Origin of the sequence: Stenotrophomonas sp. ZAC14D1_NAIMI4_1 (assembly GCF_003086775.1) — a bacterium.
In the GTDB taxonomy this organism is placed as follows: Bacteria; Pseudomonadota; Gammaproteobacteria; order Xanthomonadales; family Xanthomonadaceae; genus Stenotrophomonas.
This window is the reverse complement of the sequence record NZ_CP026001.1, coordinates 610,662-623,633: the sequence shown is the minus strand read 5'-3', so window position 1 is coordinate 623,633 and position 12,972 is coordinate 610,662. Positions and strand designations below refer to the sequence as shown.

Genomic DNA, 12,972 nt, shown 5'->3' with positions numbered 1-12,972 from the left:
TTTTCATGGGATGCGGCGTGCCATCCACGCAGGGTGTGGATCTACTGCCGGCGCAGCCCCATCACGACCACGGTTGCCATCGCTGCCAGCCCGGCCGCGACCCACAGGTTGGCCTGCAATCCCAGGCCATCGACCAGCAGCCCGCCCGCCCACGCGCCCAGCGCGATGCCGATGTTGAACACGCCCACATACAGCGCGGTGGCAATCTCCACCGCCCGTGGTACAGCCTTCATCATCCACGTCATCAAGCCCACCGATACCCCGCCATAGGCCAGGCCCCACAACAGCAGCACCGCCACGCCACCGGCCGGCGTATCACCCACCCACAGCAACAGCAGCGGCGTCAGCAGCAGCCCCAGCGCGATGGCCAGCAGCAGGCCGCGTGGGCGCCGCGCCGCCAGCGGGCCAACGATGAAATTGCCAAGGATGCCTGCCATGCCATAGGCAAACAGCAGCCCGCCGATCCACGCTGCCTCGACATGCGCCAACGTGACCAGCAGCGGCCGCACATAGGTGAAGGCAACGAAGTGCGCGGCCACCAGCAGCAGGGTCAGCAGCAGCCCCATCCGCAGCCCCCGGTTGCCCAGCTGCTGCAGGAACTGGCGCGCGCGCACCGAACCTTCCACCGGCAACGCCGGCACCACCCGCAGATGCATCAGCAGGACCAGGCCGCTGAACACCGCCATGGCCACGAACGCCCAACGCCATCCCAGCGCCTCGCCGATCATCGCGCCCAGCGGCACGCCCAGCACCGAGGCGGCGGCCACGCCACCGAAGATGATGGAAGTGGCCAGGCCGATGCGCGCTGGCGGCACCAGCCGCGCCGCCAGTCCGCCGGCGATGGCCCAGATGCCACCCATGCAGAAGCCCACCAGCACGCGCGCGGCCAGCAGCCAGCCAATGCCCGGCGCCAGCGCCGAAGCCAGGTTGGCCACCAGCAGCAGGCCCAGCAGCGCGCACAGGATGCGACGGCGATCGAGGCCGCCAGCGGCAACAACCACCAGCGGTGCGAACAGGGCCGCCAGCAGCGCGGGCAACGAGATCATCAGGCCGGCGGTGCCTGCGGACGCACCGAAGTGATCGGCGATGAGGGTCAACAGGCCGACAGGCAGCATCTCGGTGGTGACCACCGAGAACGTGGCCAGGCCGGCTGCGGCGACGGCCCACCAGCGGTGTGTCGGCACGGCGGGGGACAGCGACGATGTGGCGGTGTTCATTGCACGGTTCCTTCAGCGGCAGCAGGCGAGTGGGTGCAACGCAAGGGGCGCTGCGCAAGCACGGCCAGCAGCAGCACCGCAGCGCCCGCGCACAGCGCAACGACGAAGCCGGCGCGCACGCCACCGGCATCGACCACCTGCCCGGACAACGCGGCGCCCATCGCCACGCCGACATTCAGGCCAGCCAGCAGCCAGGTCATGCCTTCGGTCAGGCACGCGGCAGGCAAGCGCTGTTCGACCAGCGACATCGCCACGATCATCGTCGGCGCGAAGCACACGCCGGCCAGCAGGACCGCCATCGCCAGCGCAGGCACGTTGCCGGCCCAGAGCAGCGGCAAGGTGCTGGATGCAGTGGCCAGCGCACCCAGCAGCAACAGGCGGTGCAGTGGCGCCTGCAGCGTCAGCGCGCCAAACACGAGACCCGCCACGCAGCTGCCTGCGGCATACGCGGACAGCACCAGGCTGGCCGCCATCGCCTGCCCACGCTGCTCGGCGAAGGCCACGCTGCCGATGTCGACGGTACCGACGATCACGCCCATGGCCAGCATCAGCAGTACCAGCAGCGCGATACCGGGCCGCCGCAGCGGTGACATGGGCCTGGCGGCACCGGCCTGCAGCGGCTGTGGCGCGGGTTCAGTGCCACGCTGCAGCACCAGCGCGGCGACACCCGCCAGCAGCAACACGGCGGCAGCCAGTACCCCGGCCTGCGGCCAGACGGCGACAGACAGGCCAACCGACAGCGGCGGCCCGGCGATGAACGTGACCTCGTCGAACACCGTTTCAAGCGAGTACGCGGTCTGCAGCTGTGCACGCCCCCGATGGATCGCGCTCCAGCGCGCGCGCACCATCGCCGAAATGCTGGGCATGCAGCCGGCCAGGGTGGCGCTGGCGAACAGGGTCCAGGTGGGCGCGTGCAGCACGGTGCTGGCCAGCAGGCACAGCAGGCCCAGCGCGCTGAGCGCGGCGGCCAGCGGCAGCACCCTGCCCTGCCCATGACGGTCGACCCGGCGCGATATCTGCGGGGACAGCAGCGCATAGGTGAGCACGAAGGTGGCCGACACCGCACCGGCCAGGGCATAGCTGCCGCGCAGTTGCACGATGAGCGTGATGATGCCGATGCCTGTCATCGGCAGGGGCAACCGGGCCAGCAGCCCGGCCAGGGCCAGGCCGACGGTGCCAGGGGCAGCGAACAGATCGCGATAGGGGGTGGCCAAGCAGGTTCTCCAGGGCAGTGGCTTGCCTGGCGCCCGCGGCGCCATGACAATACATACAGAGCGTATGAATAAGAGGCTACATTCATACGCGCCGTATGTAAACAATCATGCACGCCGTATGTAAAGGAGCTGCCGATGGTCCGCCGCACCCGCGCCGAGATGGAAGAAACCCGTGCCAGCCTGCTGGCCACCGCCCGCCGGGTGTTCAGCGAACACGGCTACGCGGCCACCTCGATGGACGACCTGACCGCCCAGGCCGGGCTGACCCGGGGCGCGCTGTACCACCACTTCGGCGACAAGAAGGGCCTGCTGGCGGCGGTGGTCGCCGAACTCGACGCCGAGACGGACGTGCGGCTGCAGGCGATCAGCGAGGCGGCCGACGAAGCGTGGGAGGGGTTCGTGCAGCGCTGCCGCGCCTACCTGGACATGGCCCTGGAACCGGACATCCAGCGCATCGTGCTGCGTGATGCGCGCGCGGTGCTGGGCGGTGCATCGCCGGATTCACAGCGCCACTGCGTGAACTCGATGCAGCGGTTGATCGAACAGTTGATCGCGCAGGGCGTGGTTGCCGCAGTGGACGCTCAGGCGCTGGCGTCGCTCATCTACGGCAGTCTTGCCGAAGCCGCGTTCTGGATTGCCGAAGGCGAGGACGGTGATGCGCGGTTGCGCCAGGCGGGCGCGGCGCTGGAGGTGTTGTTGCGGGGTTTGAAGGCAGGGTGAGATCCATCCACGCATGGCGTGGATCTACCGCAGAATCCGCTCTGGTAGATGCCAACCTTGTTGGCACCTACCGGAGCATTTCGGGCCACTCGCGCAGCACGTCCACCGGCACGCCCACGCGTGCACAGGCGCGCGTGGACAGGCCATCGGGCAGTGCGCGGCGGAACAGCGGCGCCATGCCCTGCATCAGCCTGGCCGAGGCCGCCGCCTGCGTGCGCTGCCCCGCGGTGCGTTCCAGCATCGCCTCGGCCCAATCGGGCAGCAGCGCGGCCCCGGCCCCCAGGAACACCGCACGTGACAGGCCCGGAATCGGCACCGGCAGATTGACCGTCGACAGCACCGCCAGCACTTCGCGCGAACGCGCATCGGCCAGCAGCTCCGGTTGCCGCGCGCAGAAGTAGGCCGCCACTTCCGCCTCGCTGCGCGGCACGTCCACCGCACCCAGGGCCTCTGCAACGCAGCGGTACTCGTCGTAGTAGCGGTCGGCGATCGCCTCCGGCACGTCGCGCCCGTAGCGGCGATAGCCCTGCAGGAAGCCGAACGCCTCGGTCACGTGCACCCACGTCAGCAGCTGCGGATCGTCGGCGGCATAGGCCTCGCCCTGCGCCGTGCGGCCGCGGATCTGCGCATGGATGCGACGCACCTTGGCCACCAGCTTTTCCACTTCCCCTGCGGGCGCGTAGCTGGTGCCCGCGACGAAGGCCGTGGTCCGGCGCAGGCGGCCGACCAGGTCCTGGCGGAAGTTGGAGTGATCGTAGACGCCGGCCAGCGCGCGCGGGTGCAGGGTCTGCAGCATCAACGCGCACAGGCCGCCGGCCAGCATCGAGGGCAGCTCGGCGTGCATGCGCCAGGTCACGCTGTCAGGGCCGAACCAGCCCGGGTCGCCCAGCGGATGGTCGTAGTCGATGCCGCTCTGGCCGCGCGGGAAGGCATCAAGCACCCAGCGCCGGATCGGCGCGGTGACGGGGCGGGAAAGGCGGTGCAGCAGCGGCGGCATCTTCGGTCCAGGCGGTGGTGGAATCGGCCGCGGTCTGCGCGGTCAGCCTCGATTCTGGGCGATCACGGCGGATGCGGCGAGCCCGGCGGGTCAGCCGGAGTTTCATGTGCGGCCGCAGCACATTTCACCCTGCGACATCTTGAAGCAGGCGCCGAGCGCGATGGTGCGCCGCAGCAACATTCACCCATTCAGACAAAACCCTTACGCCCCTAGGCATTTCACCCATTGCACGGCCCGCTGGAAGTGCTAGAACTGAATCCGCCACACCGTCCAATGCTGATCGACGCACGTTCCACAAGGGAGCCAGCCATGATTGCTTTGTTCAAGGGTTTGGGACTACTGCTTCGCGACAACGAGCTCTACCACAGCCCGTTCGACAAACAGGTCGCGCACTGGCGCAACCTGAGCGAGCAGCAGATCCGCGATGAAGTGGCGGTGCTGGCCCAGGCCAAGTGCCAATGGCTGATTGCCTCGATCATCGGCTGGCAGGCGGCGTCCCTGCTCATCCTCGGCCTGATCGCCAACTACCTCTGGCGCGACGATTACCACATCACCTTCACCCGCGTGGTCGTGGTGTTCGGTTCGTGGGTGTCGATCCTGTTCGTGATCTGGTTCATGGCCAACATGTTCGACCAGCAGGCCGGTTTCGAGCGCTGGATGAAGGCATTCAACAGCCGCGCGCGCATCACGTCCAAGGCCGACAGCGTCGAGTGCGTGGCCGAGGCGCTGGACCTGGCCGAGCACTACCCGGAAGTGCTGGACTACAAGCAGGCCGTCACCTCCAGGCGCGAGCTGCGCCACGAGGACATCCGCATCATGACCGAGATCGGGCGCATGCGGCAGCACTCCGAACTGGTCGGCCGGCTCAACCATGTCGGCGAGACCGAACACCACCACGATCTGACCCTGCAGCCAGCCTACTGATACCGGCGCACCGATCCAGGGAAGTGGGGGGAGCCACAATGCCACCGTGCACAGTCACGGTGGCATTGTTCTTTCTACATGCCGCGGAACAGGCTCATGAACGGCTGGCTGACCACCAGCGTCTCCGGCCGCTGGCGCAGGCGCAGCACGCCGCGGCCGGTGTCATCGCGGCTGACCGCCGCCACCGCCTTCATGTTGACGATGGTCGAACGGTGCACCTGGCGGAAGTGCTGCGGGTCGAGCACTTCCAGCAGTTCGCGCAGCGGCGTGCGCAACAGGCTTTCGCCAGCACTGGTGACCACCGTGGTGTACTTGTTGTCGGCGCGGAAATAGACCACGTCCTCGAGCATGATCAACTGCGTGTCACGGCCGTTGCTGGCGGTGATCCAGGCCAGCGGCGGGCGGTCGGCCGCCCCCTGTGAGGGGCCCAGGCGCTGCAGCAGGCGTTCCAGCACCGCGTCGTCCTGGCGGGTGTTGGGCAGGCGCGAAAGGATGCGTTCGCGGGTGGCCAGCAGGCGCTCGTCGCTGACCGGCTTCAGCAGGTAATCCATCGCGCCCTGCTCGAACGCATCGATGGCGTACTGGTCGTAGGCGGTGACGAACACCACCTGCGTGCGCGGGCTCAGTTCGGACAGCGCGCGGGCCACTTCGATGCCGCTGATGCCGGGCATGCGGATATCCAGGAAGGCAATGTCCGGCTGCTTCTCGGCCAGCTGTTCCAGCGCACTGGCGCCGTCCTCGCATTCGGCCACCAGCTTCAGTTCCGGCCACAACCGGCCCAGTTGTTCCACCAGCGACTGCCGCAGCAGTTCCTCGTCTTCGGCGATCAGGGCTTCAAGCGGCATGGCTGCGTTCCTTGGCCGGCTGCGGCAGGGTCATGGTGGCGGCCACGCCGCTGGGGAAATTGGCGACGATCGCCACGCCCGCCTGCTCGCCACAGGTCAGGCGCAGGCGCTCGCGCAGGTTCTTCAGGCCGATGCCGGTGCCACTGGTGCCCTGGCCGAAGCCCAGGCCATCGTCGGCCACGGTCACCGTCACGTGGTCGTCGAAGCCACGCGCCAGGATCCAGATCGTGCCGCCGCCGGGCTTGGGTTCCAGGCCATGCTTGATCGCGTTTTCCACCAGCGTCTGCAGCGCCATCGCGGGCATGTGCACGCCGTGCAGCTCGTTGGGCACCTGCACTTCCACCGCCAGCCGCGCGCCCATGCGGATACGCAGAATTTCCAGGTAGGCGCGGGTGCGCTCCAGCTCCACGCCCAGCGTGGACACCGATTCATCCACCTGCGGCAGGGAGCTGCGCAGGTACTGGATGAGGTGGCCGAGCATCTGTTCGGCACGGCCCGGATCGGTGCGCGTGAGCACCTGCGCGTTGGCCAGGGTGTTGTAGAGGAAGTGCGGTTCCACCTGCGCGTGCAGCAGGTTCAGGCGGGCCACCGACAGTTCCTTTTCCACCTGGGTCTGTTCGGCGGCGGCCTGCTCGTCGCGGCGCTGGTCGGCCACCCGGCGGGTGATCGCACGGGTGACCGCTTCGGCGTTCTCGAAGTTGCTGCCCTCATCCAGCGCCAGCAGATCGGCCCACCAGCCGGCATCGGGTTCGAACAGCAGGGTGACCGTGCTGGTGCCCTGCCCCGGGGTGACCGTGGCCTGCACGCTGTTGCGCTTGATGGCCAGCCGCGCCGGCAGGTTCCAGCGCGACGGCTGGCGGCCATTCCACGGATCGACGCGGCGCACGTAGGCGCGCACCTGCAGGCTGCCGGCGGCGCTTTCCACGTCTTCCACCCGCGGCAGTTCGGCCACGGCGGCCTCGACCAGGGCAAAGGCCGGGCCGGCATCCAGCGGTACCTCGATCTGGCGGCGCTGGTGGCCGGACAGGGTGCTGCCGTCCAGCCGCCCCGCGATCAGCCATACCCGGCGCACGTGGGTGATGGCACTACCCAGTGCGCTGATCATCAGGAACATCGCCAGCAGGCCGAAAATCCAGCCCGGGCCGTCGTTCATGCCGCTGAAGATGCCGCTCCAGACCATGCCGGCCACCAGCAGTGCCACGGCCCAGGCCAACAGGTGACGGAGGATGAGAGTGAAGCTGGCGATCACGGCGGCGCCTTGGAGGAAGGGGGTGAGCCGAGCATAGGCCGGCCCACCGGGCAAACAAGCGGCCTGCGACGAAGCCCCGGAAAGCGGGGATGGAAGCGGTTCTGGTAGTGCCGGCCGCTGGCCGGCTTCCCGTTATCTCCGCAAGCCTCGCAGGAATGCCGGCCAGCGGCCGGCACTACCGGTCCTTCTTATCTGCGCTGGTCGGCGCTGCTGTCACGCACGGCGCGGAACGACTCGTCGGTGCTCCAGTTCGGCCAGCTGCGCGCGTTGGCCAGCTGGTTGCCCAGCGTGTAGAGCACTTCCAGGTCGCGCGCGGCACCGGCAAACACCCAGTCCGGCTGCCACTCGTCGCCCTGCTGGTGGTAGCGCTTGGCGGTGTAATCCTCCGAAGCCTTCCTGCCGGCGGCCACGCCACCGTTCACCCAGTCCCGGCCGGCCGACCAGGACAGCGCCGGCACGCCGCGCTTGGCGAACGAGAAGTGGTCGGAACGGAAGAACAGGCCCGCTTCCGGCTTCGGGTCGGGGGTGTAGCGGATGTCCCAGCCCTTGGCGACGTCCTTCAGCTGGTCCAGCAGTTCGAAGCGCGCGGTGCCGTAGATGCCGAAATCACGCGACGGACCGAACGGTGCCATGCCATCCATGTTGATCGCCGCCACCGTGGTTTCCAGCGGGTACAGCGGGTGGGTGGCGTAGTACTCCGAACCCAGCAGGCCCTTTTCCTCGGCGGTCACCGCCAGGAACAGCAGCGAGCGCTGCGGGCGCGGGCCCTTGGCGAAGCCCCGGGCCAGCTCGATCAGCGAGGCGGTGCCGCTGGCGTTGTCCAGCGCGCCGTTGAAGATGCGGTCGCCGCGTGCATCCGGTTCGCCCACGCCGATGTGGTCCCAGTGCGCGCTGTAGATGATCGTCTCGTCCGGGTGGCTGCTGCCCTCCAGGCGTGCGGCCACGTTGTGCGAAGTGATCACCTCGGTCTTCACTGCGTACTTCGCATCCAGGCTGGCGCCGGTCAGCGCCACCGGGGTGAAGTCGCGCTGCTGCGCCTTCTTCTTCAGCGCCTCGAAATCCTGCCCGGCCGCGCGGAACAGCTCGACGGCCAGGTCACGCTGGATCCAGCCTTCCAGCAGCGGGTGGGTTTCGGCCGGGTTGTCGCGCACCACGTCGAACATGGTGTTGGTGTTGGAGCCGGCCACGGTGGCCCAGCCGTAGGAGGCCGGTGCGGTCTCGTGCACGATCAGCACGCCGAGTGCGCCCTGGCGTGCGCCCTCTTCGTACTTGTACGGCCAGCGCCCGTACCAGGTCATGCCCTTGCCGTCGAAGTCGCCCTTGCCGGTCTCGAAATCAGGATCGTTGATCAGCACGACGGCGATCTTGCCCTTCAGGTCCACGCCCTTGAAGTCATCCCAGTTGCGCTCCGGCGCCTTCACGCCGTAGCCGAGGAAGACCAGCGGCGCCTTGCTGATGTCGACGTCGGTGGCGCCGTTCATGGCCGCGCGCACGGCGATCTGCTTGCCCTGGTCGAGGGTGAGGGTCTTGCCGCCCTGGTGCAGGGCCAGCTGCGGGGTGCCGACGATGTCGCCCTTGCGCAGCGGTACCGCCTGGGTCCACAGGCGCTTGCCATCCTGCAGGTCACCGCCCGGCTGCAGGCCGGCGGCGGCAAACTGCTTGCTGAGGTAGGCAATGGTCTTCTCTTCGCCCGCGGTGGCCGGCGAGCGGCCTTCGTAGGCGTCGGAGGCCAGTTCCTTGACGTCGGCGGAGATCCGCGCGCCGTCGAACTTCGGCGTGGCGGCCATCAGTGCGCTCGACACCGACAGGGCCAGGACGCCCAGTACTGCTCGTTTCATTGCTCTCTCCAGCAGGAAAATCCTTCCGGAGTGTAATGGGATTCGGCAGGGCTGCGCCCTGCACCTGCAGAGGCCAGAGCCGAAGCAACAGCAACAGCGGGCTATCCGTGGGATAGGCGGGGTGGGTCCGGTTGCGGGGGACGCTGCAAGTACGTCCATGTAAGCTCGGTCGCCGCTTGCTCGTGTGCGCTGTCCTGCGCACACGGCAAGACCGGGGTTGGCCGTCCTGCCCAACCCGCCCGAGGCATGCCTCGGGCCCATGCGGCTCACGCCCCCGCAACCGGACCCACCCCGCCTTCGACAGATTCCCTGCGGCTGCCGGTGGGTGCCGACCGTTGGTCGGCACTCAACAAGAAGGAGTCAGATCCCTTTTCCGGTGGAAAAGGGCTCTGACCCCGACGCTTGGGCACGCGCCAGCAGCAGCGCGCGCTCGCGGGCGTTGCCGGTCATCGCGGCGGCCTGATGGAAGGCGCTGGCGGCATCATCATGCCGGCCCAGCTGCTGCAGCAGGTCGCCACGCACCACCTGCAAGGGCGCATAGCCCTGCAACCGTGCATCGACCAGCAACGGTTGCAGCAGCGCCCAGGCCGCAAACGCGCCATCGCTGCGCGACACCGCCACCATCCGGTTGAGGGCCACGACCGGCGACGGCATCACCTGCAGCAACTGTGCATACAGTGCGGCGATGCGCGCCCAGTCGGTATCGTCGGCGCGGCGCGCAGTGGCATGGCAGGCCGCGATTCGGGCCTGCAGCACATAGGCGTCGTCGCCACCGCCGGCCTCCAGCGCACGCTGCAGCACCTGCTGCCCGCGCTCAATCTGCAGCCAGTCCCAACGCGCGCGGTTCTGCACGTCCAGCAATACCGGCTGGCCCTGTGCATCGACGCGCGCTGCGGCACGCGAGGCCTGCAGTTCCATCAGTGCCAACAGCCCCAGCACCGGCGGTGCAGGCAGCCGATGGGCCAGGATGCGGGCCAGTCGCAACGCCTCCTCGCACAGCGCCGGGCGCATCCAGTCATCGCCGGCGCTGGCCGCGTAGCCTTCGTTGAAGACCAGGTAGATCGCTTCCAGCACCGACGCCAGCCGCTCGGGCAACGCCTCGGCGCGCGGCACTTCATAAGGCACCTGCTTCTGTACCAGGGTGCGCTTGGCGCGCACGATGCGCTGGGCGATGGTGGGCTCGGGCTGCAGGAAGGCGCGGGCAATCTCGGTGGTGGTCAGCCCGCCCAGCAGGCGCAGGGTCAGCGCCACCCGTGCATCGGCCGGCAGCACCGGATGGCAGGCCACGAACATCAACCGCAGCAGGTCATCGCCGAGGTCGTCTTCCAGGGCCTGGGTATCATCGGGCGCAGGCAACGCCGCCGGGTGCAGTTCATCGCCCCATTGCGCATGCTGCTGCGCCACGCGCTGGTGCTGGCGCAGCACATCGATGGCACGGTTGCGCGCAGTGGTCATCAGCCAGGCTCCGGGATTGTCCGGGATGCCCTGCGCCGGCCAGCGCTCCAGCGCGGCCAGCCAGGTGTCCTGTGCCAGCTCCTCGGCACGGCCGACATCACCGCCGAGCAGCCGCGCAAGGCGCGCGATCAATACCGGCGATTCCATCCGCCAGAGGGTTTCCAGGCGCTGGCTCAGGGCGGGCTCGGTCATGCGCCGATCACAGCACGCAGGCCGTGCCCGCACAAGCGCAAGCACTCATGCCTGGACAATCGGCTTGAAGCCGCCCCAGAACATGCGCCTGGTATCGAACGGCATGTCCTTGGGGCCGATGCTGGCCAGGCGCGGGTCGGCCATCACCTTGGCGTTGATACGGTCGCGCGCAGCGCGCGAGCGGAACACCACGAACGCGACGATGACCGTTTCCCCCGGCTTGGCCTTCACCGCGCGCGGGAACGAGGTGGACTTCCCGGGTTCGACATCATCGGCCACGCATTCCATGTACTGCAGCGCGCCGTGATCCTTCCAGACCGTGCCGGCCTTGCGGGCAAGGCGGCGGTAGTCGGCCACCTTGTCCTGCGGGCACGGCAGCACGTAAGCATCCACGTAAGCCATGGTTTTCCTCCTCGAGGCGCGCCGTCAGCCCGGCTCGCCCTCCATGTGTGCGATTTCCCACAGGTGGCCATCCAGGTCCTGGAAGCCGCGCTGGTACATGAAACCGTAATCGCGCGCCGGTTGCGGTTCGCTGCCACCGGCGGCCACCGCCTTGTCCACCATCACGTCCACCGCCTTGCGGCTGTCGGCCGACAGGCAGGTGATCACCTCGGTCTGCGCATGCGCATCGGCGATGCCCTTGTTGGTGAACTGCTGGAAGAACGGCTTGACCAGCAGCATCACGAAGATGCTCTCGCTGATGACCATGCAGGCGGCATCTTCGTTGGTGTACGCCGGGTTGAAGCTGTAGCCCAGCGCGCTGAAGAAGTCCTTGGACTGTTGCAGGTCCTGCACGGGCAGGTTGACGAAGATCATCTGCGGTTGCGGTGCGCTCATCGTTGCGGTTCCTGTGCGGGTGGTGGGTGATGGGGGGTGGAATGGATCAGGGCTGCTTCATGCAGTTGACCATCCACGGCTTGCCGTAGCGGTCGATCAGCATGCCCCAGCGATGGGCCCAGAAGGTTTCGGCAATGGGCATCTGCACCTGCCCGCCCTCGGCCAGCGCGGCAAACACGCGCTCGGCTTCCTCGATGCTGCCGACGTCGACATTGATCGTGGTCGACCCGCCCTCGCCGCCACCCGGGCCATCAGCCGCCATCAGGATCGCGCCGTCGATCTCCAGCTGGCTGTGCGCCACATGGTCGAGGGTCTCGGCGGGCATTTCATTGCAGCCCGGCGAGCCGTCGGAAGGCGGCATGTCGCGGTACTTCATTTCCGAGGTGACCTGGCCACCGAGGGCCTTGGCATAGAAGGCCATCGCATCGTGGGCCTGGCCGCTGAAGCCAAGGAAGGGAATCAGTTTCATGGCAGTGCTCCGTTGGGTGGAAGCGCCGGGGCATTCCCGGCGAAGGGTCGGGTCAATCCGATCAATCTGCGAGCTGTTCCCGCAGACGCTGTTCCTGCTGCTGTAATTCGGGAGTGAAGGCTTCGCCGAAATCCTCGGCGGTGATCAGCGGGCGCAGCTCGAGGGTGCCGCCGGCGCCGAACGGGGCGCGGCTGGCCCATTCGACGGCCTCGTCCAGCGAGCGCACGTTCCACAGCCAGAAGCCGGCGATCTGCTCGCTGGGCGGCCCGAACGGCCCGGCCTGCACCTGCGGGGCGGCGGCGCCAAAATGAATGCGGCGGCCGCGTGCGGTGGCGTGCAGGCCTTCGCCGGCGAGCATGATGCCGGCGGCGACGAGTTGTTCGTTGTAGGCGCCCATTTCGGCCAGTTCCGCTTCGCTGGGCAGGCGGCCGGCTTCGGAATCGGCGTTGGCTTTGACGATGACCATGACTTTCATGTGGGTCTCCCGTGGGCGGCGTTCTGCGTGCCCTTCATCTGGTACGACGAACCGGGGGGACGGGAATCGACAGGCCTCCTGGAAATTTTTTTCCTGCGCGGAAGGCGCGCCTGCGGCGGGGGATCGGCGAACGGCGGAGCCCCTCCGTGGTGGGTCATCTGCTGGGATTACTGGGGTGGGCCGGTCGGGGTGGGGGCGCGGGACACGCCGTGAACCCATCCATGGGGGCTCGTAGGCGCCATCCATGGCGCCTGCGGTCCCGCGCCCCCACCCCGACCGGCCCCGGACAGGTTCACGCGGCTGACCCACCCCGGAAGATCAAAAGAAAAAAGCAAAAGCAGAAGCAACGGCCAAAGCGGTGCGCTGGCGGCCTCGGCTGTGCGAGCGAAGCGACCCGCTTTTGCTCTTTTCTGTTGATTTTCCGTGGTGGGCGCGCGGGAACGTGTCCGTGGCCGGGAGGGTGGGTTGGCTGGGGGCGTGAGCCGCATGGATGCGGCGACCGAGCCTACAGGGACGTATTCACGGCGTCCCCCAGCCAAC

Annotated in this window: 13 protein-coding genes; 2 read left to right on the top strand and 11 right to left on the bottom strand. The window is 68.2% G+C overall.

The genetic code is table 11. The features are described from left to right. Positions 1 to 41: 41 nt before the first annotated feature. Positions 42 to 1,217 (bottom strand): MFS transporter, encoded by a 1,176-nt coding sequence (locus C1927_RS02770; RefSeq protein ID WP_108745885.1) that lies wholly within the window; start codon positions 1,215 to 1,217, stop codon positions 42 to 44. Beyond that, entirely contained in the window at positions 1,214 to 2,431 is a 1,218-nt protein-coding gene (locus C1927_RS02765; RefSeq protein WP_108745884.1) for an MFS transporter, read from the bottom strand. Before C1927_RS02765 ends, C1927_RS02770 begins: the two co-directional genes overlap by 4 nt. 135 nt (positions 2,432 to 2,566) lie before the next feature. On the opposite strand from C1927_RS02765, the gene C1927_RS02760 reads away from it, so the two are divergent. Beyond that, entirely contained in the window at positions 2,567 to 3,151 is a 585-nt protein-coding gene (locus C1927_RS02760; protein WP_108745883.1) for a TetR family transcriptional regulator, read from the top strand. Between the two features lie 67 nt (positions 3,152 to 3,218). On the opposite strand, the gene C1927_RS02755 is transcribed toward C1927_RS02760, so the two are convergent. Beyond that, positions 3,219 to 4,148, bottom strand: coding sequence for an oxygenase MpaB family protein (locus tag C1927_RS02755; protein ID WP_108745882.1), 930 nt, complete (start codon positions 4,146 to 4,148; stop codon positions 3,219 to 3,221). A gap of 309 nt (positions 4,149 to 4,457) precedes the next feature. Here C1927_RS02755 and C1927_RS02750 point away from each other — a divergent pair, with 309 nt between their 5' ends. Further along, entirely contained in the window at positions 4,458 to 5,072 is a 615-nt protein-coding gene (locus tag C1927_RS02750; RefSeq protein WP_079220468.1) for a hypothetical protein, read from the top strand. A 74-nt stretch (positions 5,073 to 5,146) separates the two neighbouring features. On the opposite strand, the gene C1927_RS02745 is transcribed toward C1927_RS02750, so the two are convergent. The 8 genes from C1927_RS02745 to C1927_RS02710 all read right to left on the bottom strand — a co-directional run bounded on the left by C1927_RS02745 (position 5,147) and on the right by C1927_RS02710 (position 12,432). After that, a complete protein-coding gene (locus C1927_RS02745; protein ID WP_079220467.1) occupies positions 5,147 to 5,917 on the bottom strand; it encodes a LytTR family DNA-binding domain-containing protein in 771 nt (256 codons plus the stop codon). Continuing rightward, complete coding sequence (locus C1927_RS02740) at positions 5,907 to 7,166, bottom strand: histidine kinase (RefSeq protein WP_079220466.1); 1,260 nt, start codon at positions 7,164 to 7,166, stop codon at positions 5,907 to 5,909. The genes C1927_RS02745 and C1927_RS02740 overlap by 11 nt, the downstream gene beginning before the upstream one ends. Before the next feature lie 188 nt (positions 7,167 to 7,354). Continuing rightward, positions 7,355 to 9,004, bottom strand: coding sequence for a M28 family metallopeptidase (locus C1927_RS02735; protein ID WP_108745881.1), 1,650 nt, complete (start codon positions 9,002 to 9,004; stop codon positions 7,355 to 7,357). 360 nt (positions 9,005 to 9,364) lie between these two features. Next, positions 9,365 to 10,651, bottom strand: a complete 1,287-nt coding sequence (locus C1927_RS02730) for a sigma-70 family RNA polymerase sigma factor (protein WP_108745880.1) — start codon at positions 10,649 to 10,651, stop codon at positions 9,365 to 9,367. Between the two features lie 45 nt (positions 10,652 to 10,696). Then, positions 10,697 to 11,053: a DUF1428 domain-containing protein gene (locus C1927_RS02725; RefSeq protein WP_108745879.1), complete on the bottom strand. Its 357-nt coding sequence runs from the start codon at positions 11,051 to 11,053 to the stop codon at positions 10,697 to 10,699. 24 nt (positions 11,054 to 11,077) lie between these two features. Continuing rightward, positions 11,078 to 11,488: a VOC family protein gene (locus C1927_RS02720; protein WP_079220462.1), complete on the bottom strand. Its 411-nt coding sequence runs from the start codon at positions 11,486 to 11,488 to the stop codon at positions 11,078 to 11,080. 46 nt (positions 11,489 to 11,534) lie between these two features. After that, positions 11,535 to 11,957: a VOC family protein gene (locus C1927_RS02715; RefSeq protein WP_079220461.1), complete on the bottom strand. Its 423-nt coding sequence runs from the start codon at positions 11,955 to 11,957 to the stop codon at positions 11,535 to 11,537. Positions 11,958 to 12,018: 61 nt separating this feature from the next. Next, positions 12,019 to 12,432: a YciI family protein gene (locus tag C1927_RS02710; protein WP_108745878.1), complete on the bottom strand. Its 414-nt coding sequence runs from the start codon at positions 12,430 to 12,432 to the stop codon at positions 12,019 to 12,021. Positions 12,433 to 12,972 lie beyond the last annotated feature (540 nt).